The organism is Streptomyces sp. NPDC036822, assembly GCF_055609145.1.
In genome coordinates this window covers 290721-315493 of record NZ_JBVJPY010000009.1, presented here as the reverse complement: position 1 = coordinate 315493, position 24773 = coordinate 290721, and the positions used below count along the sequence as shown (strand labels likewise).

Below are 24773 nucleotides of genomic sequence, written 5' to 3'. Positions count from 1 at the left end.
GACCCGTGAACGTCTCCACCCACAACGCCTCAGCCCTCAACACCCCGCCCATACAGGGGAAATACCCGAGCCAAAGCCTTCTGCAACACGCTTTAGGGCGTGTTTCGAAAGGTCCGTCCGGGTCGCGACGCCCTGCACGCCTTCCCCTGTAGCCCCTCGGGCACGGCAGGCACCTAGGTGTTCTGTCCCACCCACACTCGCCCCCCTCCGACCGCCCCGCCACGCGGGGCGGTTCTTCTGTGCGCGGACGGCTCCGGGGCCTCCTCGGCAGACCCCGCGGCTCGGCCGGCCGGTCCCCGATGCCGTTCCGCCGAGCGTGATGCCCTCTGGGGCCAACGGTCCTGACGCCTCGTCGGTTCACAATCGGCACCCCGTGACAGGAACCGATGTGACGCGTTGGCCCTCATGCTCCATGGGGCCCGGGGACGGCGCGCGGCGCTGACTCCTCCCGGCCCCCTACGGCACACCCGACCGTGTGCCGTACCCCTTGAGCCGAGGAAGAAGACGAGGAAGTCACGTGCCCCTGTCGTCGCACCGACGTCTGGCCCTGAGCGCCACCCTGATCGCCGCACTCGCCGGCGGTCTCGCCCCCGCCGCCGCGGCCGCCGCGGCACCGGCGGCCCCCGCGGCCCCCGCGATCCCCACCGTTCCCGCCCCCGACATGGAGGGCGTGACCGCGGCCCTGAACGCCGCGATGGCCAACGGCGCTCCGGGCGCGATGGCCCGCTTCACCGGTCCCGACGGCGTCCGGACCCGGACGGCCGGAGTCGCCGACCGCATCTCCGGCGCGCCGATGGACACCCGGGCGCGCTTCCGGATCGGCAGCGTCAGCAAGACCTTCTCCAGCGTCGTGCTGCTCCAACTGGTGGACGAGGGACGACTGGAGCTCGACGCCCCGGTCAACCGCTACCTGCCCGGGCTGCTGCCCGACGACCGCATCACGGTCCGTCACCTCCTCACCCACCGCAGCGGCCTGGCCGACTACACCGACGCCATGTTCGCCCGGACCGTGCCCGGCTTCGAGGCCGTACGCAACCGCGTGTTCAGCTACCAGGAGTTGGTCGACCTGTCGCTGAGCGAGCCGCGCACCACGGAGCCCGGAGTCGCGTACAAGTACTCCAACGCCAACTTCGTCGTCGTCGGCATGCTCATCGAGAAGACCACGGGAACCTCGGTCGCACGGCAGTACGAGCGCCGCATCATCAAGCCGCTGAAGCTGCGGCACACCTCCTACGTCCACCCCGAGACGAGGATCGGGGGACCGCACGTGCGCGGCTACCTCCATCCCGACGAGGAGGGCGCGCCGCTCGTCGACTCCACGGAGCAGACCGTCTCCTGGGCGCAGTCGGCCGGCGCGGTCATCTCCGACCCGGCGGACCTGAACACCTTCACGACCGCGCTCATGCGGGGCCGGCTCCTCTCGCCGCGGATGCTGGACGCCATGACCACGGTCACCCCGACCGACACCACCCACACCCGCTTCTACGGGCTCGGTCTGCGCCGCTACGACCTGTCGTGCGGCACCCAGGTGTACGGACACACCGGAACGGTGCAGGGCTACTACACGTACGCCTTCGCCACCCGTGACGGCCGCCGCGCCCTCTCCGCGATGGCGAACACCTCGAACCGGGGCGCGGCCAACACGGCGCTCGGCGGAACCCTGGAAGCCGCCTTCTGCGGGAAGAAGGCCCCGGCCGCGTCGTCGTCGCGCACGGCGCCGCGCTCGTTCTCCTCGCTGCCGGCGGAGGCCGACCTGCCCGAGCGCCGCTGAGGCCGGCCGCGGCGGGAGACCGCGGCCCCGGCCGAGGGAGGGCGGGGCCTAGCGCCCCGCCCTCCCGCCGTGCCCCCGCGTCAACCGGTACCACCGTCCCTCCGTGGGCGACGGTGCGCCGGCTGTGCGAGGCCCTCGACGGCGACCCCGCCGACTTCCGCCTCACGTCCGACGTCTGGAACAACGGCTTCCCGGCGCCCTGCCGTACGGACCTCTCCCGCACGGGCGGCGGAACCGGCCGCCCTCCGAACCCGTCGACGCGCCGGTGTCGTTCAGGCCAGGGCGGCCATCGCGAGCGCGCCGCAGGCGTCGACGACGCAGCACCATTCCGACCAGGCCCGGGGCACGACCCTCCCGGTCCTGTGGTGGACGAAGTCCCAGACCGCGTGCGCGAGCCAGCCGGCGGCCAGAACGCGGAGGCCGAGGGTCTCGTCGACGGCCAGTGCGGTCAGCGCCACCGCCACGAAGCCGAGGAGGCCGGCGATCTGGACCAGGAGCGCGCCGGGGCGCCGGAGTTCGCCCCGCAGCGCTCCGAAGAGCAGGTAGAAGAGCGGCATGCTGACGAGGAGCCCGGCCAGGAGGCCCCGGGGCGGGAGGCCGTCGACGAAGGTGACGAGCGCGAGGGCGAGCGCCACCAGAGTGGGCCACCGGTGCCCGAGCCGGCTCAGGAGCCCGCCACCGGGCCGGAGAGGGCGAGAGGGCGTCAGGGGGCGGGGGCTCGCGGGGGTGCCGCCGTCCCGGGTGCCGTGCGTGGAGCCGGTCGTCATGGTCTCTCCGGAGGGTGTCGAAGGAGCGGGTCGCCGGATCGGGCCCTCGGCGCGAGCCGTCGAAGCGACTCACCGGATCGACTCACCGGGTCGAATCGACGGACCGAGTCGGCGCATCGATCGGAGCGAGCCGCGAGGGTCGCGTGGTGACGTCGGTAGGGTCGTGGGACCGGATCGTGCGAAGGGCGGGGGGAGTTACCCCCTCCTGACCACTGTTCCCTGTCTCCCGGCCGTCCCCCGGCCTTCCGCCGGAGGATGTCCGATGCCTTGGGGTACGGGTCCTTCCGGCGTAGGGTCGCCGCATGGGGGAGCGGCTCATGGTGGTGGTCGGCTACGACTCGGCCGAACTGCTGGACATCGCGTGTGTGACCACGAGTCTCGCCATGGCCAACGGCCTCGGGGAACCGGCCGTCCCCTACCGCGTCAGTGTCGTCGGCCCCGGCGGAGGCCCGATCGTCTGCGGCTCCGGTCTTGCCCTGCAGAGCCAGCAGTCCCTCGAACGGCTCACCGGCCCGCTCGACACCCTGATCGTCTCGGGTGGCGTCGGTTTCGACCGGGCCGCCGACGACGCCCGGCTGGTGGGTCACGTACGGCGACTGGCCAAGGAGAGCCGGCGGGTCGCGTCGGTGTGCACGGGGGCGGGCGTGCTTGCCGCCGCCGGTCTGCTCGACGGACGCCGGGCCACCACGCACTGGCGGTTCGCGCCCTGGCTCGCCTCCCAGTATCCGGAGGTCACCGTGGATCCCGCCCCCCTCTACGTCCGCGACGGAAACGTCTACACGGCGGCGGGCATCACCAGCGCGCTGGACCTCACCCTCGCCTTCATCGAGGAGGACCACGGTCCCGAGCTGGCCCGCCAGGTGGCCCGCGACCTGGTCACGTACCTCCAGCGGCCGGGCAGCCAGGCCCAGATGAGTCTCTTCACCGCCGCCCCGCCACCCCGCAACGACCTGGTCCGGGCACTGGTCGACCACATCACCGCCCACCCCGACCACGACCTGAGCACCGAGGCCCTGGCCGCTCGTGCGGGGGTGAGCCCACGGCACCTCACCCGCCTGTTCACCGAGCACCTCGGACAGGCCCCCGGCCGCTATGTCCGCTGGGCCCGCACCGAGGCGGCCGCCCATCTGCTCGTGTCGACCGCGCTGCCCATGACCGGCGTGGCGGCCCGCTGCGGCTTCGGTACGGCCGAGTCGCTGCGGCAGGCGTTCACCGGCCGGTACGGCATCTCACCCGCCCGCTACCGGGAGACGCAGACACGGCGCCCGGCCCGTTGAGAACGGCCGCGGGCGAGGGCTTCCGGCCCACGAGCCTGGATCGCGCGTTTCCGACCGGCTAGGCCCCGCTCTCGCCCCCGCCGTCGCGGCCGTTGTCGCCGCGCAGGCGGTCCGTGTGCCGGGTGATGGTGTCCACGCGGGCCGCGAGGTCGGGATGGTCCGCTTCCAGGTGCCGCCGGGTGTCGATGAGCGGGCGGACCAGGGCTGCGGCGTCGTCGTCGCCGAGGGCCTCGGAGAGGCGGGCGAGGGGGGCCTGCGAGGCGGCGGGCAGGTCGCCGAGGGTGGTGATCTGCCCGGCGAGCCGCCGCAGGTCCGCCGCGTTGCCCCGGGCCCAGGCGGTCACCGACCGGTCGGCGGCGCGGCGGTCCCGCGTCGCCTGGACGCGCTGTTCGCCCGTGCTGCCCGCCGCTCCGGGACGCACCCGGAGGTAGCGGCGCTCGGCCGCCTGGCGGCTTGCGACGCCGAGGGGGTGGGCCAGTTCGGCCCAGCTCGCACCCGCCTCGCGGGCCGCCTCGATCAGCGCCGGCTCCCAACCGGCCAGCTGTTCCCGCAGCTCGCGCAGGAGCAGGAGCGCGGACAGCGCCTGCTCGGAGCTGACCGGGCCGTCGTCCGCGGGGTCCACGGGCCCGGAGTTCCCCGCGGTGCCGTGCGCGGTGCGGACGGCCTGGTCGATCGCGGACAACGCGGCCGAGGCGGCGAGGAAGGACGAGGCGGTGGTGCCGGGTCGTCGTGGCTGGTCGGCTGCTGTCATGGGCTCCGGCTCCCCTTCGTCGTGTCACCCTTTCGATGACATCGTGGTTGTCATCGTTCCGATGACATGTTACAACGGTGTCAGGTGAAGCGCATTGGCAGTTTCTGCCCGAACCGACTGGAGGTGTTTCGCGATGTTGATGCGCACCGACCCGTTCCGCGAGCTCGACCGGCTCACCCAGCAGCTCCTGGGCTCGACCGGCACCTGGTCCAAGCCGTCGCCCATGCCGATGGACGCGTACCGCGAGGGAGACGAGTACGTCATCGCCCTCGATCTGCCCGGCGTGTCGAGCGACGCGATCGACATCGACGTCGAACGGAACATGCTGACCGTGAAGGCCGAGCGCAGGCCGGTCGCGAAGTCCGACGACGTGCAGATGGAGCTGTCCGAGCGTCCCCTCGGGGTCTTCTCCCGCCAGCTGATGCTGGCCGACACCCTCGACACGGAACGGATCACGGCCGACTACGAAGCGGGTGTGCTGACCCTGCGGATCCCGATCGCCGAACGCGCCAAGACGCGCAAGATCAGCATCGGCACCGGCTCCGACCGCAAGCAGATCAGCGGCTGAAGCGGCCGGCCCCGCCCGCCGCGCGCGGAGGACGGCACCTCGTGATCCCCCCCCGGTACCCCCGTCCTCCGCGCACTCCCGGGCCGGACGACGCCGCCCGGCCCCGCACACACCACCACCGAGATCAGAAAGGCAGCCCTTCTTCCATGCTGACCCAGTCGGTACCGACCCAGCAGCGCCCGGCCGCGCCTGCCATGACGTTCGACCGGATGCTGGAACGAGTGCGCTACGAAGGCGCCTACCCCACCCGCGAGCGGGCGGAGGACACCGTGCGCGCGGTCCTGGCCGCCCTGGGCCGGCAGGTCACGGGAGACGAACGCGTCGACCTCGCCGCCCGCCTGCCCCTGGAGGCCGCCCGCGCCTTCACCTGCCAGATCCCGGCGACCGAACCGCTCACCGGCTGGGGATTCGTCAAGGACCTCGCCACCCGCGTCGGCGGCACGCCCGCCACCGCACGCTGGGACACCGGCGCCGTCCTCAACGTCGTCGCCGACCTCGCGGGTCCGGAGCTCCTCGACCGCGTGCTCGCCCAGCTCCCGCCCGGGTACGGCCTCCTCTTCGGCCGCGCCGAACTGACCCAGGCCACCGACCGGCGCCGCCTGACCCAGGCCGCCTGACCCCTCCCGGCACAGCCTGACCCAGGCCGCCCGGCCCGTCCCGGCGCCGACGGCAGAGGAGGTCGACGGGGCGCCCAGGTCCGGGCGCCCGGCGTCCGGCCGTGGGTCTCACGCGTCGCCGTACCGGCCGCCGGTGCCGTAAGCCCCACGTCCGCGGAGGCCCCCACGGCGCCGCGTGCGGACCTCCCCGCCGCCGACCATGGGCAGCGCCCGTACGGCTAGGGGCGCGGACGCCCCGGGTCAGACTCCGGGCGGCGCCCGTACGGCTACGGGCGCGGACGCCCCCGGGTCAGACTCCGGGCAGCGCCAGGACGGCGACGGGCGCGGACGTCGGCTCCGGTGAACCGCCCGCCGGCTCCAGAGTGATGCCGACGGCCGTGGCGCGGTCCACCGCTCCCGTGAGGAGGGTGGCCGACGCGGTGCCACCGGGGGGCATCAGGCCGGCCGGGCGCATCACCCCCCGGTCGTCGAACCAGAGCTGGTACACCTTCCCGGCCGGTGGCGCCGGCAGGTCCGAGGCGGCGAACACGGCTCGGTCCACCGACGGCGCGTACACGACCGTGCCCACGGCGCCGCCCCGCAGCCGGGCGGTGGTGACGCGCGCGTCCGGTGCCGCCAGGACCGCGGCAACGCCGGACGTCTCCGCCCGCGCCTCGCGGGCCGCCCGACGCGCGTCCTCGGCCCGCTCGTACTGCCAGCCCGCCACACCCCCGAGAGCGACCGTCCCGACGAGGGAGGCGGCCAGGGCCCAGCCCGGCATCCGACGCAGGCCCCGCAGGGCCCGGGTGGTACGGGCCGGCGGCTCGGTCGCGGGCGGGTACTGGCGCACGGTGGCGATCCGGCGCAGGACGTCCGCCCGCAGCCGGGGCCCGACCGGCTCGGCGACGGCCAGACCCAGGCGCGCCGCCGTCTCGGACAGTTCGCGGACCTCGTGGGTGCACGCCGCGCAGTGCGTCAGATGGCGCTCGACGGCCTCGCGCTCCTCCGCGGTGTCCAGCGCGTCGAGGACGTAGGCCCCCGTCATGGTGTGGAGGTCGGCGGCGTTCACGCGGCCACCCCCAGGCAGTCGCGCAGGCGGATGAGCCCGTCCCGCATCCGTGTCTTGACCGTGCCGAGGGGGAGCCCCATCAACTCGGCGACCTCGCGATAGGTCAGGCCCCGGTAGTAGGCGAGCGTCACGGACTGGCGCTGCCGTTCGGTGAGCCCCCGCAGACAGCGCCGTACGCGCTCACGGTCGAGCCGGTTCTCGACCTCCTCGGCGACCTCGTCGTAGGCGGGCGTGTGCTCGAGCAGTGCGACCCGCCTCGCGCGGTCGGTGGCGGCCTGTTCGGACCGCACCCGGTCGACCGCCCGCCGGTGCGCCAGGGTGAGGGCCCAGTTCAGCACCGATCCCCGGTCGGGCCGGTAGCGGGCCGCGGTGCGCCAGATGTCGACCATGACCTCCTGCGTCACCTCCTCCGACTGGGCGGGGTCGCGCAGCACCGCCCGCACCACACCGAGGACCGGCGCGGAGACAGCGTCGAAGACACCGGCGAAGGCCTCCTGGTCCCCCCGGGCGACGCGCGCCATGAGCTCTGGCAGGTCCGCAGGCGGTGGCCCCGGCTCCGGATGCGGGGCCGGGCCGCCGCCGACGCGCGCGTTCTCTCTCACCGGGCGATCCTCCTTCACGTACGGGTGTACCGCGCTTCCTTCGGAGCGGTCGCTCCCGCGGATTGGTCCCCGCCGCCCCGCACGGGGGCAGCGGCCCGCCCCCCCCGGGACCCGCCACGCGTTCGGCCCAAGGGCGGCGGCTCCCCGCGTCCGTCTGGGCCCCGAGCGGAGAACAATCGAGGTAGTGCCCGCGCGACACGCGCGACATCGTCGTGACAGTGTCCCCTCCCGGCCGGAACGGAGCCTCCTCGATGGCGACCCACCCCACCACCGCACCCGACGGCCTGCGCTGCCTGGTCACCGGCGCCGGCGGCTATATCGGCGGCCGCCTCGTCCCCGAGCTGCTCGACGCCGGGCACCGCGTCCGCTGCCTCGCCCGCACACCCGCCAACCTCCGCGACCATCCCTGGGCCGACCGCGCGGAGGTGGTCCGCGGCGACGTGACCGACGCGGCGAGTCTGCGCCCCGCCCTGCGGGACGTCGACGTGGCCTACTACCTGGTCCACTCCATGAGCTCCGGACGGGACTTCGAGGAGACCGACCGCCTCGCGGCCCGTACCTTCGCCCGGGAGGCCCGCGCCGCCGGCGTACGCCGCATCGTCTACCTCGGCGGCCTCACCCCCCGCGACGTCCCCGAGACGGAGCTCTCCCCCCACCTGCGTTCGCGGGCCGAAGTGGGCCGGATCCTCCTGAAGTCCGGAGTCCCCACCACCGTGCTCCGTGCCGCCGTCGTCATCGGCTCCGGCTCGGCCTCCTTCGAGATGCTCCGGTACCTCACCGAACGGCTCCCCGTCATGGTGACCCCGAGCTGGGTGGCCAGCCGCGTCCAGCCCATCGCCGTCCGCGACGTCCTGCGCTACCTCGTCGGCAGCGCCCGCATGCCGGACGACGTCAACCGCGCCTTCGACATCGGCGGCCCCGACATCCTGACGTACCGGGAGATGATGTTCCGGTACGCCGAGGTCGCGGGCCTGCGCCGACGGCTCATCCTGCCCGTCCCCATGCTCACGCCCGGCCTGTCCAGCCAGTGGATCGGGCTCGTCACCCCCGTGCCCGCCTCCCTCGCCCGCCCGCTCGCGGAGTCGCTCCGGTACGAGGTCGTCTGCGCCGAACACGACATCACCGCCCACGTCCCCGACCCGCCCGGGACCCCGGTCTCCTTCGACCGCGCGCTCTCCCTCGCGTTGCAGCGCGTCCGTGACGCCCAGGTCACCACCCGCTGGTCCTCCGCGTCCCTGGCCGGAGCGCCCAGCGACCCGCTGCCCACCGACCCCGACTGGGCGGGCGGCAGCCTCTACACCGACGAACGCGAACGGACGGTCGAGGCGGACCGGCAGGCGCTCTGGCGGGTCATCGAGGGCGTCGGCGGCGAGAACGGCTGGTACTCCTTCCCACTCGCCTGGGCGGTGCGCGGCTGGTTCGACCGGCTCCTCGGCGGCGTCGGCCTGCGCCGGGGCCGCCGGGACGCCGAACGGCTCAGGGTCGGCGACGCGCTGGACTTCTGGCGGGTCGAGGAGATCGAACGCGGCCACCTGCTCCGGCTGCGCGCCGAGATGCGGCTCCCGGGGCTCGCGTGGCTGGAGATGTACGCCGACCTGGACGACGCCGGACGCACCCTCTACCGCCAGCGGGCGCTCTTCCATCCCCGCGGACTGGCCGGGCAACTGTACTGGTGGAGCGTGGCGCCCTTCCACGCCGTCGTGTTCGGAGGGATGGCCCGCTCCATCACCCGCACGGCCGAGAAGACCGCCGGAACCCGGAGCGGGGCCGGCCCGGCGGCCCGCGCGGCGGCCGAGGCCCCCTCCGGAAGCGCCCCGTCCGGCACCCCGTCCGGCACCACGTCCCAGGGCACGACCGGCGGCGCGGCCGGTGGACGGTCGCGGGGAGAGACCTCGTGACCGTCTGCGTCGTCCTCTTCACCTCCGACCTCCGGCTCCACGACCACCCGCCCCTGCGGACCGCCCTGAAGTCGGCGGACGAGATCGTGCCGCTGTTCGTCCGCGACCCGGCCGTCGACCGGTCCGGATTCGCCGCCCCCAACCGGCTCGCCTTCCTCGCCGACTGCCTCGCCGACCTCGACGCCGGGCTCCGGGAGCGGGGAGGCCGGCTCGTCGTGCGCACCGGTGACACCGTGAGCGAGGTCCTCGCCGTGGCGCGGCGGGCCGACGCCGACGAGGTCCACATGGCGGCGGGATGCAGCGCCTTCGCCCACCACCGGGAGGAGCGCCTGCGCCAGGCCCTGGAGTCCGACGGACGCCGTCTCCGGGTCCACGCCGGGGTGATCACCGCACTGCCGCCCGGCGCGGTGACCCCGCAGGGATCGGAGCACTTCGCCGTCTTCACCCCCTACCACCGCCGCTGGGCGGCGGAGCGGCTGCGCACCCCGCTGACGCCACCCCGCGCGGTCCGCGTGCCGGAGGGGGTGCGCTCCGACGCACTGCCCGCGCGGCCCGCCGCCGCGTCCCTCTCGGCCGGCCTGGCCAAGGGCGGCGAACGCGAGGGCCGCCGAAGGCTCAGCTCCTGGCTCGGCCGGGACGTCGACGCCTACGAGGCGCGCCACGACGACCTCGCGGGGGACGCGACCTCGCGCCTCTCCCCGTACCTGCACTTCGGCGCGGTGTCGGCCACGGAGGCGGTGCACCGGGCCCGGAAGAGAGGAGGCGCGGGCGCCGAGGCGTTCGTCCGGCAGCTGTGCTGGCGCGACTTCCACCATCAGGTGCTGTCCGCGCGGCCGGAGGTGTCCACCGAGGACTACCGGACCCGGCACGACCGCTGGCGGCGCGGAGAGGAGGCCGAGGCGGACCTCCGCGCCTGGCGCGAGGGCCGGACCGGCTATCCGGTGGTGGACGCGGGCATGCGGCAACTCGCCCACGAGGGCTGGATGCACAACAGGGCCCGCCTGCTCACCGCGTCCTTCCTGGCGAAGACGCTCTACGTCGACTGGCGGGAGGGCGCGCGGCACTTCCTCTCCCTCCTCGTCGACGGCGACGTCGCCAACAACCAGCTGAACTGGCAGTGGGTCGCGGGCACCGGGACCGACAGCCGGCCCAACCGGGTCCTCAACCCCGTCCTCCAGGGCAGGAGATACGACCCCGAGGGCACCTACGTCCGCCGCTGGGTGCCCGAACTGGCCGGACTGGGGACGAGGTCGCTCCACGAGCCGTGGAAGCTCCCGGACCTGGAGCGGTCGGCCCTCGACTATCCCGAACCCCTCGTCGGCCTGGGCGATGCGCTCGACCGCTTCCGCCACGCCCGAAGCCTGGACTGACCGTTCGCCACGATCTCGGATCCGGACCCAATCCGGTCGGCCCTCCGCTCCGAAACACCCTCGACAACAGGGCCGCGGCAGCGGAGGGAGAGACTTCCCGCCCGCCGCGCCCGGAGCGCATCGCCACATCCGGCCGGGGTGGTCGTGCCGCTTCCCTCGCACCTTCCGACCAAGGGGTTCGAACCATGCACGCTCTCCGTTTCCGCCGTACCGCCGTCGCCGTCGCCGCGGCGGCCGTCCTTCCCTTCTCCCTGGCCGCCTGCTCGGACTCCGGCGCGGACACCGCCTCCGAGGCCGGTTCCGAGGCCTCGGCCTCGGCGCCCGGCACCCCCTCCTCCGAGGCCGGCACGGCCGTCGGCGGGCCGTTCGGTCCGGCGTGTGCGGCCGTGCCCGCGGACGGCGCCGGCTCCTTCGACGGCATGGCCAAGGACCCCGTCGCCACCGCCGCTTCGAACAACCCGGAGCTGTCCACCCTGGTCGCCGCGGTCAAGCAGGCCGGCCTGGTCGACACCCTGAACAACGCCCAGAACATCACGGTATTCGCGCCCACGAACGACGCCTTCGCCAAGATCCCCCAGGCCGACCTCGACAAGGTCCTCGCCGACAAGGACATGCTGACGAAGATCCTCACCTACCACGTCGTCGGACAGAAGCTCACTCCGAAGCAACTCGAGAACGGCTCCTTCGAGACCCTCCAGAAGGGCATGGTCACCACCAAGGGCTCCGGCGAGGACTACACCGTCAACGACTCCTCCAAGGTCGTCTGCGGCAACGTCCCCACCGCCAACGCCACCGTCTACATCGTCGACACCGTCCTCATGCCCAAGTAGGACGCCGGGCCCGTGCCCCCCCGCGGCCGCCGCTCTCCCGGGACGAGCGGCGGCCGCCGCCCTGCCCATGCCCGGCCCCGCGGGAGTCGCGGCCTCGCTTCTGCGTCGCGCCGCGGCAGTGTCCGTGCTGACCGTCACGGTCGCCGTGACCGGTCACGCGCCTCGCGCGTTCGCCGCGAACGCCGCCCCGGCCGTGGCCCCTCCGACGGCCCGTTCGGCGGCGGTGGACACGGAGAGCGTCCCCTCAGTGGTCACGGTGCGTCAGCATCATCGCGACCTGGTGGAGGTGGCGGTACACGTCCGGCACCGGCTGGGCGCGGGAGAGCGCCCGGAAGGCCTCCGCTAGCTGACGCGCGGCCTCCAGCTCGGTCCGCTCCCGTCCGCCGGACTCCTCGATCAACGTGACCGCGAGCGCGATGTCCGACTCGCTCAGCGGCTCGGACCCGAGGTACAGCGAGGCCAGCCGCTCGGCGGCGGGGCCGCCGGCCGACAGCGCCGCGACCACGGGCAGGGACTTCTTCCGCGCCGCCAGGTCGGCGCCCACGGGTTTGCCGCTGCGCTCGCTCTCGCCCCAGATGCCCAGCAGGTCGTCCACGCACTGGTACGCGACCCCCAGCCGCCGGCCGAAGTCCCGGAGGTCGGCCACCCGTTGCTCGCAAGCCCCGGCCAGGACCCCGCCCAGCGCGCAGGAGGCGCCCATCAAGGCGCCGGTCTTGCCCTCCGCCATGGCGAGGTAGTCCGCCGCTCCCACCGCCGCGGCCTTCTCGAACGCGATGTCCTCGCTCTGGCCGCGCATCAGGTCCGCGAGCGCCTCCACCATCTCCTTCGAGGCGGCTTTGCCCCGGGGCTCCGGGACGTCGGAGAGCACGCGCAGCGCACACACGAGCAGGGCGTCGCCGGCGAGCACCGCGGCCGGTGTTCCGTAGACCGCCCATGCCGCGGGACGGTGCCGGCGCAGCGCGTCCCCGTCGATCACGTCGTCGTGCAACAGGGAGAAGTCGTGCACGAGTTCCACCGCCACGGCGCCCGGCACGGCGCACTCGGCGGGACCGCCCACCGCCTGCGCCGCCAGGAACGCCAGGACCGGGCGTACCGCCTTGCCGCCCTCGTCCGCGCCGTCCGTCGGCCGGCTTCCGTCGGCCTCGTGCCAGCCGCGGTGGTATCCGGCGATACGCCGTTCCGGGGCGGGGAGTCCGGCGATCGCGGCGCGCAGCGCGGGGGAGACCAGTTCGCGCGCCCACCGCATCAGTGTGGTCGGGGAAACGGCCGTGCTCCATTCCGTCGTGGTCAGACTCGACATGGCACCTCCATGGTCCGCGGGAGGCCCGGCCAATCTTCGTCCATCACCCCAGCCAAGTGCCCGCGGATCCAGCAGAAACGTTCCATGTGTCGCCGCTGAAACAGAGATCACCTCTGTGGCCTAAGAGCCGGGTGCCCGGCCCCCGGACGCTTTGCCCGGCCGGTGGCGTACGCGCCGCTCCGTCACGCGCTCGTGGTGGACCCGGGCCTGACGATCATCAGCACCACCACGACCACCCGGAGGACGTGGAAGACGGCGGTGAGCATGGTCAGGCGGGCCGCCGTGGAACGCACCGCCTCCTCGGAGGCCGGGGGCGCCTCGTCGCCCGTCGCGAGCAACCGCCGCTGGCCGGGCAGGATCGCCAGGGCGAGGAGCCCCGCGGCGATCAGGGTCAGCGCGAGCGACGCGAGCAGCCAGGCGTCGGTGAGGACGCCGAGCGCGGCGCCGGTCGCGAGGCCGAGAGCCGGTACGGCGAGGCCGGCGGCGGCATAGCCGCGGCAGACGCGGTGGAGAAGGGCGGCGATTCCGGCGGCCCGCCCGTCCGGGTCGGCACCGCCGGCGGCCTGGCGGGCGTAGCGGGGGAACATCGAGGCCGCGGCTCGCGATCGTCGCCGCCCTGCCGGCCGCGGCGGCGCTCGCCGTCACCGGCACGTTCGCCCGGCGCCTGCCCGCGCCGGACGCTCTGCCCGCCGCCGTCGGGTGGACGGGCACCACCGTGAGTGTGGCGATGGCGGTCGCGGTGCTCGCCCTCGCCGCCGCCTCCCTCCTGGCCGCGGACTGGCCCGTGCTCGCCTTCGCCGGGGTGCTCGCGGCCGTGTCGCACGCCGGTCTGGCCGCCTCGGCCCGGGCCTGCCGGCGGTGTGCGCGTCTCACCGTCTGACCCGCCGTGACACGGCGGAGGGCCGGCGGCCCCTGAGGGGTCCGCCGGCCCGAAGTGCCCGCGAGGGTCTGTCCGTGTCCTGCCGGAACCGCGAGGTCCGCCGGGTCCTGCGCGGTTCTGGCGTGTGTGGCTGCAGGGTCGGACTAGAAGACGCTCACGCCGTAGGCGCTGAGGGCCTCGGTCACCGGCTGGAAGAACGTGGTCCCGCCGCTGGAGCAGTTGCCGCTGCCGCCGGAGGTGAGTCCGAGGGCGGTGGTGCCGGAGAACAGCGAGCCGCCGCTGTCACCCGGTTCGGCGCAGACGTTGGTCTGGATCAGGCCGTAGACGATGTCGCCGTTGCCGTAGTTGACGGTGGCGTTGAGGCCGGTGACCGTGCCGCTCCGCAGGCCGGTGGTGCTGCCGCTGCGCTGGACGGACTGGCCCACGTAGGCGTTGCCCGCGCCGGTGATGTCGCGGTAGCTGCCGTTGTAGAGGTAGACCCGGCCGTCCGCCGCCGAGGCGTTGGAGTGACGGATGATCCCGTAGTCGTTGTTCGGGAAGCTGGAGCCCGTCCGGGTGCCCAGGAGGGTGGAGTTGGACGAGTTGGTGTACCAGGTGCTGCCGATGTTCGTGCAGTGACCGGCGGTCAGGGCGTAGTACGTCGAGCCGCTGCGGACGTTGAAGCCGAGCGAGCAGCGTCCGCCGCCCGCGTAGATGGCCTGGCCACCCGCGATGAGCTTGCTGATGGTGCCCGGCGTGCGCTTGATCTCCAGGGAGCCGGCGCGGTCGCCGGCCGCCTGCCTGAGCTTCGCTATCTCCGCGGCGGAGACCGTGGAGTCGGCGGTGAGGACGACCTTGCCGGTCGCCTGGTCGGTGTACCAGGCGGTGCCGGGTACGTCTGCCCCGCGGACGGCGGTGTCCACGGCGGCGAGTGCGGCGGTGGTGGCCCGGACGTCTCCGGTGGTCGCCGCGGACGAGCTGGGGACGGCAAGCGCTGAGGCGGCCAGGAGCGCGGAGGCCACGGCGATCAGCCGTGCGCCCTTCGCGACGCCGCCGAGGGGGGACAGGCGCTTGAGGTTCACTGCATCCTCCGGTGGGGGAGTGGGGGGCCCGCTGGGTGGGCGGGCCCTCGAAGCGGTGTCGGCGGCCCCGCGACGGAGGGTGCTCCGCCATGGACCTGTCAATCCCGACGAGAGGAATCCTCGGATCCGCGGGGTGTTCGCGACAAGGACGCGATTCGGCCGATCTACGCGCGTTCACGCGGTCCAGGGCGCCGGAGGCAGGGGCGTCCGCTTTCGCCTGCGTGCGTCCGGGGCGGGTGGGTGGTGGAGTGCAAACGCTTGCAGAAGTTTTCTGACGACCCTTCAGGAGCGGCCCGTCGGCCCCCCTGAAGCTTGGGTGGTGGCACGAGAAAGCGGAGGGGGTCCTACCGTTTCTCCAGCTCAGTCGACCCGCCGCCCCCGCCTCCCTTCCGCGCCGCCGCCCCCGGCGCGGGTGCCGGGTTCCCTCCGCCACGCGCCCCGCAAGGGGTAGCGGGCGCACAGAGCTGCGGGCGACCCGAGGCAGGGACGGGAGCGGGGGCCTCGGGCACAGGGACCGGAGGGGAGGAGGCCCAAGACCGGTGGCACGGCTCCCGTGATCACCTCAATGCCCGCGATCGTTCCCTTCGCCCGGTGCGGACCGGTGTCCGGTTCCCGACGCCCCAGGGAACCGCCGTGCCGGCCCCCGGCCCCGTACCGCCCCACCTCTTCAGGAGAAGACCACGCACGCCGCCGCGGGGATCTCGACCGCGCCGGCCCGCCGCGGCTCTCCCGTCCGGGGATCCAGGTCGAACCAGGTGACGTCCCCCGACCACTCGTTGGAGACGTACAGCCGGCGGCCTTCGGCGTCGGTCACCAGATCGCGAGGCCAGCTTCCCCCGCAGTCCACCACGCTCGTGAGCTGCGGCTTCTCCGCCCCGTCCGCGAGGGAGAACGTCAGGATCGTGTTGCTGCCGCGCACCGCCGCCCGGACGAACCGACCGTCGGGCGAGACGTGGACGACGGACGGATACAGCCGTACGTCCTCGGGCACGCCGTCGGCGTCGATCACCACCTCCGTGAGCGGCTCCAGGAGACCGCCCTCCGGATCCCAGCGGCAGACGGTCATCTGCGGCTCCAGCTCGTGCAGTACGTAGACCACCTCTCCGTCCGGGTGGAAGGCGAGGTGCCGCGGCCCCGAACCGGCCCGCAGCGCCGTCTCGGTGTGCACCCGGAGCGCCCCGCTCGCCTGATCCAGCGCGAAGACCCGCACCGCGTCGCTGCCCAGGTCCACGCCCAGCACCCAGCGCCCGCCGGGGTCGGGCAGGACCTGATGCGCGTGCGGCCCCGCCTGCCGGTCCGCGTCCGGCCCCGAGCCCTGGTGCGCCAGCACGACCGGAGGCCCGGAGAGGGCGCCGTCCGGGCCCACCGCGAGGCTGCTGACACTGCCCGAGACGTAGTTGGCGGTCAGCAGCCTGCTCCCCGCCACGCAGAGATGGGTGGGGCCCGAGCCGCCTGCCTCGATCGCCGCGCCGAGCGCGGTGATACCCCCGCCGGACGGGCGGAAGGCCGCGACCACACCCCGCTCCGTGTCGCCCACCGCGTAGAGCACCCCGGTCCGCGCCGCGAGCGCGAGGCAGGACGGGTTCTCGACGGCCCCGACCGAGGTACGAGGGATCAGCGCGCCGCTGTCCGCGTCGACGGCCGCGACGGTGATGCCGCGCCCGCCACCCGAGGTGAACGAGCCGATGTACGCCCATGCCCCGGCGCCGCGGTCCGTCCGCTCCCTCTCCTCCACACCGTCCACGAGATGACCTTTCCTTCGTTCGGATCCGTTCGGGGCTGAACGACCGGACGGGCGCCGCGGTCACCACGCCCTACTCCGTTCGCGGCCCTCCGCGACCCCCTGCCGCATCCCGAGATGCGTAAATTCCCCGATGGGGTGAACTGGACTAGGGAGTGTCCGCAAAGCGCCGCGTCCGCCGGAGGCGTGACCCGGTGCTCGGGGCGGCCAGAAGAGACATCTGCCGGTGGAACGGGTGAGGCGGACCGATCATGGATGACGGAAGCAGCGTGACCGTAGGGATCCTGGGGTCCTACGGAGGCCGGAACGTGGGCGACGAGGCCATCCTCACCGCGATGCTGGAGCGTCTGCGGGCCGGTCGCCCGGACGCCCGCATCGTCCTCTTCTCCCGACATCCCGAACACAGCCGCGCCGCCCATCCGGACGCCGAGGTGGTCGCCTGGGAGGGCGTGTGCCGGGAGCGGATCTCCGAACACCTGCGCCGCCTCGACGTGCTCGTGCTCGGCGGCGGCGGAATCCTCTACAACACCGAGGCGCGCCGCTATCTCCGACTGGTCCGCACCGCCCAGGACCTCGGCGTCCCCGTCTTCACCTACGCCCTCGGCGCGGGGCCGCTCACCGACGAGTCGGACTGCGAATGGGTCCGCGCCACGCTCTCGGACGCGGCCGAGGTCACCGTCCGCGACGAGGAGTCGAAGCTGGTCCTCGAAGAGGCGGGCCTGACCCGGCCCGTCACGGTCACCGCCGACCCGGCGCTGCTGCTCGCCCCCGGCGACGGCGGCGACGCGCTCCTGCGCGCCGAGGCCGTACCGCGCGGGGTGCGCCTGGTGGGGATGAGCGTGCGCGAGCCCGGTCGCGCGGCCGAACACCTCGACGAGGACGGCTACCACCAGCTCCTCGCCACCGTGGGCGACTTCCTCGTCCACCGCCTCGACGCCCACCTCGTCTTCCTGCCGATGGAACGCGACGACATCCGCCACTCCCACGCCGTGGTCTCCCGGATGGCCGACGCCGAGCGCTGCTCGGTCCTGCACGGCAACTACCGCCCCCAACAGGTCCTCGACATCGTCAGCCGGCTGGACCTGGCCATCGGCATGCGACTGCACTTCCTGATCTTCGCCGCGCTCGCCGGCATCCCGCTGCTGCCCCTGCCCTACGCCGGCAAGGTCTTCGACTTCGCCCAGCAGATCGGCGCGCCGGCGCTGCGCGGCGTCGTCCGGGAGACCGCGGGACTGCTCCTGGCGGAAGTGGACCGGCTGTGGGACGAGCGGCCCGCCCGCGCGGCGCACACGGCCGCCCGTGCGGCCTCCATGCGCCTGCGGTCCGGGCAGACCGCCGACCTGCTCGTCGCCTACCTCGACCGCGCCGCCCCCCGGCCCCTCGCCCTGCACACCGCCCCGACATCCGCGACCCCGACCGGCTGACCCGCCGGCCTCCGGCCCCCCGGGAGGAACCGTGTCCCACCTGATGCCGCCCCGCGTCCCGCGGACCGTGGACCTGCCCCCGCGCCGGGCGCTGCACGCGGGCTCCACCCAGGTCCTCGTGATCGGCGGCGGACCGGCCGGCATCGGCGCGGCCATCGGTGCCGCGAACGCGGGGGCCCAAGTCACCCTCGTGGAGCGGTACGGGTTCCTCGGCGGCAACGCCACCGCGGCACTGGTGATGCCGCTGATGAGCTTCCACAACGAGGTCAAGCAGGCCGTCGGCGGCGACTCCGCACGCCTGCTGCCGCCCGACCACGGCGAGGGCGAGCCGGTCGTCGGAGGCGTGCTGTGGATGCTGCTCGACCACCTCGTGCGCGAGGGCGCGGCGATCCGCCCCTCGATCGAGACCGGTTACACCGTGCCGTTCGACGCGGAGCTGTTCAAACTCGTGCTCTACGAACTCCTCGAGACCCACGAGGTCCGCACGCTGCTGCACGCCTTCGCCTCCGGCGTCGTCCAGCTGCCCGACCGCGCACGGGCGGTGTTCGAGACGAAGTCGGGGCCGCTCGTCGTGGACGCCGACGTGATCGTCGACTGCACCGGGGACGGCGACATCGCCGCCGCGGCCGGGGCCGCGTACGAGATCGGCCGCCCGGAGGACGGCTGGACCCAGCCCATGACCCTGATGTTCCGCATGGTCCGCTTCGACCAGGAGGAGTTCACCGCGTACGCCCGCGCCCACCCGGACCAGTGGAAGGGCGTGCACGGACTGTGGGACCTGGTCCGCGCCGCCACCGACGCCGGCGAACTCGACCTCCCCCGCGAGGACATCCTCTTCTTCGCCACCCCGAACACCGGCGAGATCGCCGTCAACTCCACCCGCGTCACCGAGGTGCTCGGCACCAGCGTCTGGGACCTCACCCGCGCCGAGTTCGCCGCCCACCGCCAGATGGCGCAGATCTCCCGCTTCCTGCGCGACCGGGTGCCGGGCTTCGCCGACTCGTACGTCGTCCAGAGCGGCGTCCAGGTCGGGGTCAGGGAGACCCGACGGGTCGTCGGGGAGTACCGGCTGACCGGCGAGGACGTGCTGAGCGCCCGTACGTTCGACGACGCCGTCGCGCGCGGCGCCTACCCCGTCGACATCCACAACCCGAGCGGCCGCGGCACCACGCTCAAGCGGCTCCCGCGCGGACAGTCGTACGACATCCCGCTGCGCTGCCTCCTGCCCCGCGACACGGACCGGATCCTGGTCGCCGGGCGGTGCATCTCCGGCGATCACGTGGCGCACTCCTCCTACCGCGTCATGCCGATCTCGATGGCCACGGGTCAGGCCGCCGGCGTGTGCGCCGCCCTCGCGGCGACCGGCGGGAAGCGCCCCCAGGACGTCCCGGCCGCGGCCGTCCGGCGCGAACTCCTCGCCCAGGGCGCCAACCTCCGGTGACGCCAGGCCCGGGTATGAGCAAGCTCCGGCAGATGCACACCTAGGCCGCGCTGACCCCGCTGCGGGCCAGCGCGAAGACGCCGAAGACGATCAGGGCCACGCCCATCAGCTGCGGCACCAGCCACCAGCCCGCGCGGACGTGCTCCTCGTACAGCAGGATCCCCAGCATGAGGCTGATGGTCGCGTCACCGAGGGTGAGCGCGGGCTGGGAGGCGACCAGGGGACCGCCCTGCATGGCGTGTTCGAGGAGGAGGAGCGCGGCGACGCCGGTCAGACAGAACGCGTAGGTCTGCCATGACGTCAGGAAGGCGGACAGGCCGCCCTCGTCCAGGATGTGCATGGACGTCTTCATCAGGGCCGCGGTGAGCGCGTAGCAGATCGCGGTCGCCGAGCCGAGGCAGGCCGCCCGGGCCCGCCCCGGCGGCCGGCGCAGGCCCGCCGCCGCCAGCACCACCACCGCGACGGCGCAGACCGCGAGCGCCGGGAGCCACCGGTCCAGCGCCACGTGGGTGCGGTTCCCGGAGGGCGAGGCCGCCACCAGCATGATCGCCAGCCCCGCCACGACCCCCGCCACCGCCAGCCACAGCGCCTTCGGAAGGCGCTCCCGCGTCATCAGCGACGCGATCAGCAGGGCGAGCGGCAGCTCCAGCACGAAGAGCGGCTGGACGAGAGCCAGGGGCCCCGTCGCCAGAGCGGCGGCCTGGCCGACGCCGGCCGCGATCACCGCCACGATGCCCGCGAGCCAGAGCGGGCGGCGCAGCAGATCGAGGATCAGACCGAGCCGGAACCCCTCGGACTGCGGGACCGTGAGCGCGGCGCGGCGCTGCAGCACGGTGGCGAGCGCGTTGCTGAAGGCGGCGAAGACCGAGAACACGATCGGCAGGATGACACCCATCCTCCGATCGTCACCGCCGCCGGCGGGTGGCCCGGTGCCGACACCGTCGTTCGGCGGGGGTTCGCCCGGCATTCGCCCGTCCGGACGCAGCCGGTGTGTGGGCGGGGGAATGTCGGGCCCGGGGCGTGGACGGGCGGTGCCGGGGTGGTACCTCGTCGGTCATGCAGCCAGGCACACCCTCGCCGGTGGTTCCGTTCCTCCGCACCGCCGCCGCGTACGCGTGGCGGCTGCTGGTCGTCGGGGCGCTCGTGTACGCCCTGTTCGCCGTGCTCGGACGCTTCCACGAGATCGGCGTCGCCGTCTTCCTCGGCCTGGTGATCACCGCGATGCTGCGCCCGGTCACCGACATCGTCGCGCGGGGACTGCCCCGCTCGGTGGCGGTCGCCTTGACCCTCCTCGGTGGCATCGCGCTCGTCCTCGGCGTCCTCGCGCTGGTCGGGGAGGCCGTCGCGGGGGAGCGGACGACGCTGGTCCGCGAGTTCCGGGACGGCGTCGACCGGATCGAGCACTGGCTGGAGCAGCCGCCGCTCCGGCTGAACCCGAACGCGCTGTCGGACGTACAGGCCCGGCTCGAACAGTTCCTGTCGAGTCACCGCTCGACCCTGCTCAGCGAGGCGATGAGCGGGGCGGCCCGGCTCGTGGAGGTCCTGACGGCGGTGGCGCTGGCGCTGTTCAGCTCGGTGTTCTTCCTCCATTCGGGAGAGCGCCAGTGGGCGTGGTTCCAGCAGCAGTTGCCCCGCTCCGTACGGGGCCGCACGGAGATCGGCGGACGCGCGGCCTGGCGGACCTTCACCGGCTACACCCATGGCATCGTCCTGGTGGCCGCGACGAACGCCGTGCTCGTCGGCGTCGCGCTGTGGCTTCTCGGGGTGCCGTTGGCCGTGCCGCTGGCGCTGCTGGAGTTCATGGCGGCGTTCGTGCCGCTGATCGGCTCGCCGGTCGCCCTCGCGGTCGCCGCCGTCGTGGCCCTCGCCGCGAAGGGCCCGCTGGTGGCGGCCGTCGTGGTCGGCCTGATCGTGGTGATCGGGCAGATCGAGGGCCATCTGCTGCACCCGCTGGTGATGAGCTGGGCGGTGCGGCTGCATCCCCTGGTCGTGGCCATCTCGGTGATCGCCGGCTCGGTCGCCGCCGGCATCGTGGGCGCGGTGGTGGCGGTGCCGTTGGTGTCGGTCGTCTGGGCGGTCTACACCGCCCTGCGGCGCGGGACGGGCAGCGGCGGGGACGCCGAGGCCGGTGGGGGCGACGGGCCTTCAGGGACCACCGGGAACGGAGGGGACAGCGCGGACGGGAAGGGCGGCGGGGAGGAGGCCACCGCCGAGAGTTCCGGGCGGTGACCTGTGCGTCCTGGGACGTCGGACGTGCCGTCGGCACCGTGCCGGCGTCGTGGGGCGGGCGCGGCCGGGGTCAGGAAGAGGGGGATGAGGACGGCGACTTCGGCGGGGCCACCGGGGTCGGCAGGTTGTAGACGTTGTCCGGGGACACGATCTGCGTGATCGCCCGGCCGAAGAGCGTGCTGGGTTCCACCCCGTCGTGCAGGATGTCGGTGTTGAGCATGACGACCAGCGTCGCCTTCACCTCGGGCAGATAGATCGTCAGGGACTCGTAGCCGGGCAGGGAGCCGTTGTGGCCGATCCAGCCCTGCACGTCGAAGATGCCGAGGCCGTAGTCGGCCCCCGGGATGGTCGTCGGCTGTGTGTTCAGCCGCTCCGCCTGCGTGGCAGGCGTCAGCAGGGTGCCGGTGGCGACGACCCGGGCCCAGGTCCGCAGATCCCCGAGCTGGGAGATCATCGCTCCCGCCGCCCAGCCCCAGGAGAGGTTCCAGTTCGTGGAGTTCTCGACCTTCCCGGACGCCGTCTGGTCGGTGTAGCCCTGGGCGTGCGGGCTGGGGAAGGCCGCGTCGGTCGGGAAGACGGTGTGGCGCAGTCCGGACGGTCCGATGACGTTCCGCTGGAGGAACTCCTTCAGAGGCATGCCGCCGGCCTTCTCGACGACGAGCCCCAGCAGGATCAGATTGGTGTTGCAGTACTCGAACCGCGTGCCCGGCTGGAAGTTCACCGGATGCTTGAAGGAGTAGTCGAGCAACTGCTGCGGGGTGAAGGGACGTTCGGGGTCGGAGAGCAGCGCCCTGTCGAAGTCCGGGTCCGCCGAGTAGTTGAACAGCCCGCTGCGCATGCCCGCCAGTTGACGCAAGGTGATCGTGTCGCCGTTGGGCACGCCCGGGACGTACTTCCCGATCGGGTCGTCCAGGCCCACCTTGCCCTGGTCGACGAGTTCGAGCAGCGCGGTCACCGTGAAGGTCTTGGTCTCACTGCCGATCCGCAGGTAGAGCCCGGGGTTCATCGGTTCTCCGGTGGCCTTGTCGGCGACACCGAAGGCCCGGACGTAGTTCCCCTTGCCCGGGGCCGAGACGCTGACGAGGACCCCGGGCACCTCGGCCTCGCGCATGACCCGCTGGATCGCGTCGTCCAGCCGCTCGGCGACGGCCGGGGACAGCTCGGCGAACTCGGTTCCGGAGGGCGAGGGCGGCGGCGGGGGAGAGGGCGCAGTGCCGGCCGCCACGGAGGCGGCCGGAGCGGTCACACCGTACGCGGATCCGGCGGAGAGCGGCACTGCGAGCGTCCCCACCACGGTCAGACCCACACACAGCCGGCGCCAACGCGCTGGTGAGTACCTCACGGCAGACCCTCCCTGCCAGACGAGGACAGAACTCCTTCTTCAGGCTAGGCCGGGCCCCCCGCACCCGCGCGACGAGCGCGGACGAGTCCGGCGGGGAGCGGCCGCGGCGGCCTCACGCACGGAACACGGTCGCGAGGTGCGCGGCGAGCTGTTCACCGGCCGGGAGCGGGAGCCGCGCGCCCAGGTATCCGTCGGGCCGCACCAGGAAGGCGGTGGGGGACCCGACGCCGTAGCGGAGCGCGAACTCGCCCCGCGCGTCGCGGTAGACGGGGAGCCCGGTCTCCTCGACCGGCGCGCCGTCCCCGGCGAGCAGGGCGCACACCTCCAGCCACCCCGGCGCCGACCGCTCCGCCCGGTCGGCGAGTTCGCGCAGCCCGGAGATTCCCTCGGCGCCGCCGTAGAGCAACAGGACGTGGCCGCGGTCGCGCAACACGTCGTACAGCCGCGACGGATAGGCGGCGATCCGGCCCACGAGCCCGCCGCAGTCCGGCGCGCGGTCCCCGGCGCGCGGGACGGTCCCGTTCACGCCGGGCTCCGTACCCTCCACGATCGGGCTGCCGCGGTAGCCGACCAGCAGCTGCGCCTCGCGCAGCAGCAGTGTCGCCGGGTCCTCGGGGTCGGCCTGGACCCCCTCGGCGGCGTGCCGGACGGTCCGTCCGACGACCTCCTCGCCCACCGGCCGGCGCTCGGCGTCGTAGCTCGCGAGCAGTCGGGGATGCGCGGCGCCCTCGACGGCGAGGGCGAGCTTCCAGGCCAGGTTGCAGGCGTCCTGGATTCCGGTGTTCATGCCCTGCGCACCGGTCGGGGGATGGATGTGGGCGGCGTCCCCGGCGACGAACACCCGCCCCTCGCCGTACCGGTCGACCAGCCGGTGGCTGATGCGGAACACCGACGACCAGCGCAGTCCGTACGCCGTCACGGGCCGCGGGGACAGCCGGTCGAGCACCGCCTGGAGGTCGGAGAGCGCCGGCCCTGCACCGCCTTCGAGCCCGTGGGCCACGCCGTCCGCGCCCCCCGCGGCGTCCTGCGCCTTCCGTGCGGCCGACAGTTCGGGCGGCACCGTCATCGACACGCGGTAGCGGCCCGGTCCCGGCAGCGGGATGCACACCAGGCCGTCGTCCACGGCCCCGTCCTCGCCCCGGTGCAGGGAGCGCACGCCGTACCCGGCCGGCAGGTCCCAGTCGACCTGGAGGTCGCCGAGCATGTACTCCTCCGGGAACGCGCCCCCTTCGAAGGAGAGCCCGAGCCCCTTCCGTACGGCGCTGTGCGCGCCGTCGCACCCGACCAGGTACCGGCAGCGGACCTCCTCCGCGCCCGTCCCCGCCGCACCGGCAGGGGAGTTCAGACGGGCGGTCACCCCGGTCTCGTCCTGAAGGAACGACACCAGTTCGGTGCGGCGCTCGATCCTGGTCCCGAAGCGGGCCAGGTGGTCCTCGAGGATGCGCTCGGTCTCGTACTGCGGCAGCGCCGCGAAGCCGTAGGGGACTTCGGGCGGCATGGTGAGCTCGAACCGGCCCGCCTCGGCGCCGTTGACGTAGAGGAGCTGGCCGCGCATCGGTGTCGCGGCCTCCAGCGCCTCGCGCACCAGACCCATCCGGTCCCAGACCTCCAGGGTGCGGGGCTGGATGCCCACGGCCTTCGCGTACGGCAGTCTCGCGGGCAGGCGGTCGACGATCCGGACCGTGGCGCCGTGTCTGCGCAGCTCCGCCGCCGCGGTGAGCCCGACCGGTCCGGCTCCGACGACCAGGACGTCCGTGGAGTGGTCACTGCTGTCACGCATCACCGGCGCCTCCTGACGAGCGGCCCCCCTCCTCTCTCATGGTCGGGCGCGGTGCGGGCCGCTGCACCTCCGGGGC

Annotated in this window: 21 protein-coding genes and 1 pseudogene; 11 read left to right on the top strand and 11 right to left on the bottom strand. The window is 73.8% G+C overall.

The features are described from left to right. Positions 1–517: 517 nt before the first annotated feature. The gene (locus ACZ68P_RS22375) at positions 518–1771 is read left to right on the top strand and encodes a serine hydrolase domain-containing protein (protein ID WP_471008781.1); all 1254 of its coding nucleotides are present in this window, start codon (positions 518–520) and stop codon (positions 1769–1771) included. Positions 1772–2043: 272 nt separating this feature from the next. Here the strand turns inward: ACZ68P_RS22375 and ACZ68P_RS22370 are convergent, their stop codons facing one another. Next, the gene (locus tag ACZ68P_RS22370; RefSeq protein ID WP_471008778.1) at positions 2044–2538 is read right to left on the bottom strand and encodes a hypothetical protein; all 495 of its coding nucleotides are present in this window, start codon (positions 2536–2538) and stop codon (positions 2044–2046) included. A 302-nt stretch (positions 2539–2840) separates the two neighbouring features. Here ACZ68P_RS22370 and ACZ68P_RS22365 point away from each other — a divergent pair, with 302 nt between their 5' ends. After that, the gene (locus tag ACZ68P_RS22365) at positions 2841–3815 is read left to right on the top strand and encodes a GlxA family transcriptional regulator (protein WP_471008776.1); all 975 of its coding nucleotides are present in this window, start codon (positions 2841–2843) and stop codon (positions 3813–3815) included. 58 nt (positions 3816–3873) lie between these two features. Here the strand turns inward: ACZ68P_RS22365 and ACZ68P_RS22360 are convergent, their stop codons facing one another. Next, entirely contained in the window at positions 3874–4566 is a 693-nt protein-coding gene (locus ACZ68P_RS22360) for a type III effector protein (protein WP_471008774.1), read from the bottom strand. Between the two features lie 133 nt (positions 4567–4699). On the opposite strand from ACZ68P_RS22360, the gene ACZ68P_RS22355 reads away from it, so the two are divergent. Together ACZ68P_RS22355 and ACZ68P_RS22350 are read left to right on the top strand one after the other, a co-directional pair. Further along, positions 4700–5134: an Hsp20/alpha crystallin family protein gene (locus ACZ68P_RS22355; RefSeq protein ID WP_365715726.1), complete on the top strand. Its 435-nt coding sequence runs from the start codon at positions 4700–4702 to the stop codon at positions 5132–5134. A gap of 146 nt (positions 5135–5280) precedes the next feature. Further along, on the top strand, positions 5281–5751 hold the full coding sequence (locus tag ACZ68P_RS22350; RefSeq protein ID WP_471008773.1) for a DUF2267 domain-containing protein: 471 nt from the start codon (positions 5281–5283) through the stop codon (positions 5749–5751). A gap of 289 nt (positions 5752–6040) precedes the next feature. Here ACZ68P_RS22350 and ACZ68P_RS22345 read toward each other — a convergent pair whose 3' ends face one another. Together ACZ68P_RS22345 and sigK are read right to left on the bottom strand one after the other, a co-directional pair. Beyond that, positions 6041–6799, bottom strand: coding sequence for an anti-sigma factor (locus ACZ68P_RS22345; protein WP_471008770.1), 759 nt, complete (start codon positions 6797–6799; stop codon positions 6041–6043). Next, positions 6796–7401, bottom strand: a complete 606-nt coding sequence (gene sigK / locus ACZ68P_RS22340; protein ID WP_471008768.1) for an ECF RNA polymerase sigma factor SigK — start codon at positions 7399–7401, stop codon at positions 6796–6798. Before sigK ends, ACZ68P_RS22345 begins: the two co-directional genes overlap by 4 nt. 251 nt (positions 7402–7652) lie before the next feature. Between sigK and ACZ68P_RS22335 the strand changes: the two genes are divergently transcribed. From ACZ68P_RS22335 to ACZ68P_RS22325, 3 genes are all read left to right on the top strand, one after another. Beyond that, positions 7653–9299: an SDR family oxidoreductase gene (locus tag ACZ68P_RS22335; protein ID WP_471008767.1), complete on the top strand. Its 1647-nt coding sequence runs from the start codon at positions 7653–7655 to the stop codon at positions 9297–9299. Continuing rightward, complete coding sequence (locus ACZ68P_RS22330; RefSeq protein ID WP_471008766.1) at positions 9296–10669, top strand: cryptochrome/photolyase family protein; 1374 nt, start codon at positions 9296–9298, stop codon at positions 10667–10669. Before ACZ68P_RS22335 ends, ACZ68P_RS22330 begins: the two co-directional genes overlap by 4 nt. A 185-nt stretch (positions 10670–10854) precedes the next feature. After that, a complete protein-coding gene (locus ACZ68P_RS22325) occupies positions 10855–11499 on the top strand; it encodes a fasciclin domain-containing protein (RefSeq protein ID WP_471008765.1) in 645 nt (214 codons plus the stop codon). 244 nt (positions 11500–11743) lie between these two features. On the opposite strand, the gene ACZ68P_RS22320 is transcribed toward ACZ68P_RS22325, so the two are convergent. Together ACZ68P_RS22320 and ACZ68P_RS22315 are read right to left on the bottom strand one after the other, a co-directional pair. Next, entirely contained in the window at positions 11744–12799 is a 1056-nt protein-coding gene (locus ACZ68P_RS22320) for a polyprenyl synthetase family protein (protein ID WP_471008763.1), read from the bottom strand. Positions 12800–12981: 182 nt separating this feature from the next. Continuing rightward, positions 12982–13395 (bottom strand): annotated as a pseudogene (locus ACZ68P_RS22315) (hypothetical protein); the annotation flags it as partial. Positions 13396–13514: 119 nt separating this feature from the next. Between ACZ68P_RS22315 and ACZ68P_RS22310 the strand changes: the two are divergent. Next, positions 13515–13679 carry a hypothetical protein gene (locus tag ACZ68P_RS22310; RefSeq protein WP_471008761.1) on the top strand — a complete coding sequence of 55 codons (165 nt, stop codon included), beginning with the start codon at positions 13515–13517 and terminating at the stop codon, positions 13677–13679. A 143-nt stretch (positions 13680–13822) separates the two neighbouring features. Here the strand turns inward: ACZ68P_RS22310 and ACZ68P_RS22305 are convergent, their stop codons facing one another. Next, complete coding sequence (locus ACZ68P_RS22305; protein WP_365715737.1) at positions 13823–14740, bottom strand: S1 family peptidase; 918 nt, start codon at positions 14738–14740, stop codon at positions 13823–13825. 667 nt (positions 14741–15407) lie between these two features. Then, positions 15408–16484, bottom strand: coding sequence for a lactonase family protein (locus ACZ68P_RS22300; RefSeq protein ID WP_471008759.1), 1077 nt, complete (start codon positions 16482–16484; stop codon positions 15408–15410). Between the two features lie 248 nt (positions 16485–16732). Here ACZ68P_RS22300 and ACZ68P_RS22295 point away from each other — a divergent pair, with 248 nt between their 5' ends. Next, complete coding sequence (locus ACZ68P_RS22295) at positions 16733–17905, top strand: polysaccharide pyruvyl transferase family protein (protein ID WP_471008757.1); 1173 nt, start codon at positions 16733–16735, stop codon at positions 17903–17905. A gap of 31 nt (positions 17906–17936) precedes the next feature. Beyond that, the gene (locus ACZ68P_RS22290; protein WP_471008755.1) at positions 17937–19346 is read left to right on the top strand and encodes an FAD-dependent oxidoreductase; all 1410 of its coding nucleotides are present in this window, start codon (positions 17937–17939) and stop codon (positions 19344–19346) included. A 40-nt stretch (positions 19347–19386) separates the two neighbouring features. On the opposite strand, the gene ACZ68P_RS22285 is transcribed toward ACZ68P_RS22290, so the two are convergent. After that, positions 19387–20241: a DMT family transporter gene (locus ACZ68P_RS22285; protein ID WP_471008752.1), complete on the bottom strand. Its 855-nt coding sequence runs from the start codon at positions 20239–20241 to the stop codon at positions 19387–19389. Between the two features lie 161 nt (positions 20242–20402). On the opposite strand from ACZ68P_RS22285, the gene ACZ68P_RS22280 reads away from it, so the two are divergent. Further along, a complete protein-coding gene (locus ACZ68P_RS22280) occupies positions 20403–21575 on the top strand; it encodes an AI-2E family transporter (RefSeq protein ID WP_471008749.1) in 1173 nt (390 codons plus the stop codon). A 70-nt stretch (positions 21576–21645) separates the two neighbouring features. Here ACZ68P_RS22280 and ACZ68P_RS22275 read toward each other — a convergent pair whose 3' ends face one another. Further along, entirely contained in the window at positions 21646–22917 is a 1272-nt protein-coding gene (locus ACZ68P_RS22275) for a serine hydrolase domain-containing protein (protein ID WP_471008746.1), read from the bottom strand. Between the two features lie 112 nt (positions 22918–23029). After that, on the bottom strand, positions 23030–24697 hold the full coding sequence (locus ACZ68P_RS22270; RefSeq protein ID WP_471008743.1) for an FAD-dependent monooxygenase: 1668 nt from the start codon (positions 24695–24697) through the stop codon (positions 23030–23032). Between the last annotated feature and the right edge of the window lie 76 nt (positions 24698–24773).

Coding starts and splice junctions, on each gene's coding strand:
- ACZ68P_RS22285 (WP_471008752.1), bottom strand. CDS start 20,241: ATGGGTGTCATCCTGCCGATCGTGTTCTCGGTCTTCGCCGCCTTCAGC.
- ACZ68P_RS22325 (WP_471008765.1), top strand. CDS start 10,855: ATGCACGCTCTCCGTTTCCGCCGTACCGCCGTCGCCGTCGCCGCGGCG.
- ACZ68P_RS22370 (WP_471008778.1), bottom strand. CDS start 2,538: ATGACGACCGGCTCCACGCACGGCACCCGGGACGGCGGCACCCCCGCG.
- ACZ68P_RS22295 (WP_471008757.1), top strand. CDS start 16,733: ATGGATGACGGAAGCAGCGTGACCGTAGGGATCCTGGGGTCCTACGGA.
- ACZ68P_RS22360 (WP_471008774.1), bottom strand. CDS start 4,566: ATGACAGCAGCCGACCAGCCACGACGACCCGGCACCACCGCCTCGTCC.
- ACZ68P_RS22280 (WP_471008749.1), top strand. CDS start 20,403: ATGCAGCCAGGCACACCCTCGCCGGTGGTTCCGTTCCTCCGCACCGCC.
- ACZ68P_RS22355 (WP_365715726.1), top strand. CDS start 4,700: ATGTTGATGCGCACCGACCCGTTCCGCGAGCTCGACCGGCTCACCCAG.
- ACZ68P_RS22270 (WP_471008743.1), bottom strand. CDS start 24,697: ATGCGTGACAGCAGTGACCACTCCACGGACGTCCTGGTCGTCGGAGCC.
- ACZ68P_RS22335 (WP_471008767.1), top strand. CDS start 7,653: ATGGCGACCCACCCCACCACCGCACCCGACGGCCTGCGCTGCCTGGTC.
- ACZ68P_RS22350 (WP_471008773.1), top strand. CDS start 5,281: ATGCTGACCCAGTCGGTACCGACCCAGCAGCGCCCGGCCGCGCCTGCC.
- ACZ68P_RS22320 (WP_471008763.1), bottom strand. CDS start 12,799: ATGTCGAGTCTGACCACGACGGAATGGAGCACGGCCGTTTCCCCGACC.
- ACZ68P_RS22365 (WP_471008776.1), top strand. CDS start 2,841: ATGGGGGAGCGGCTCATGGTGGTGGTCGGCTACGACTCGGCCGAACTG.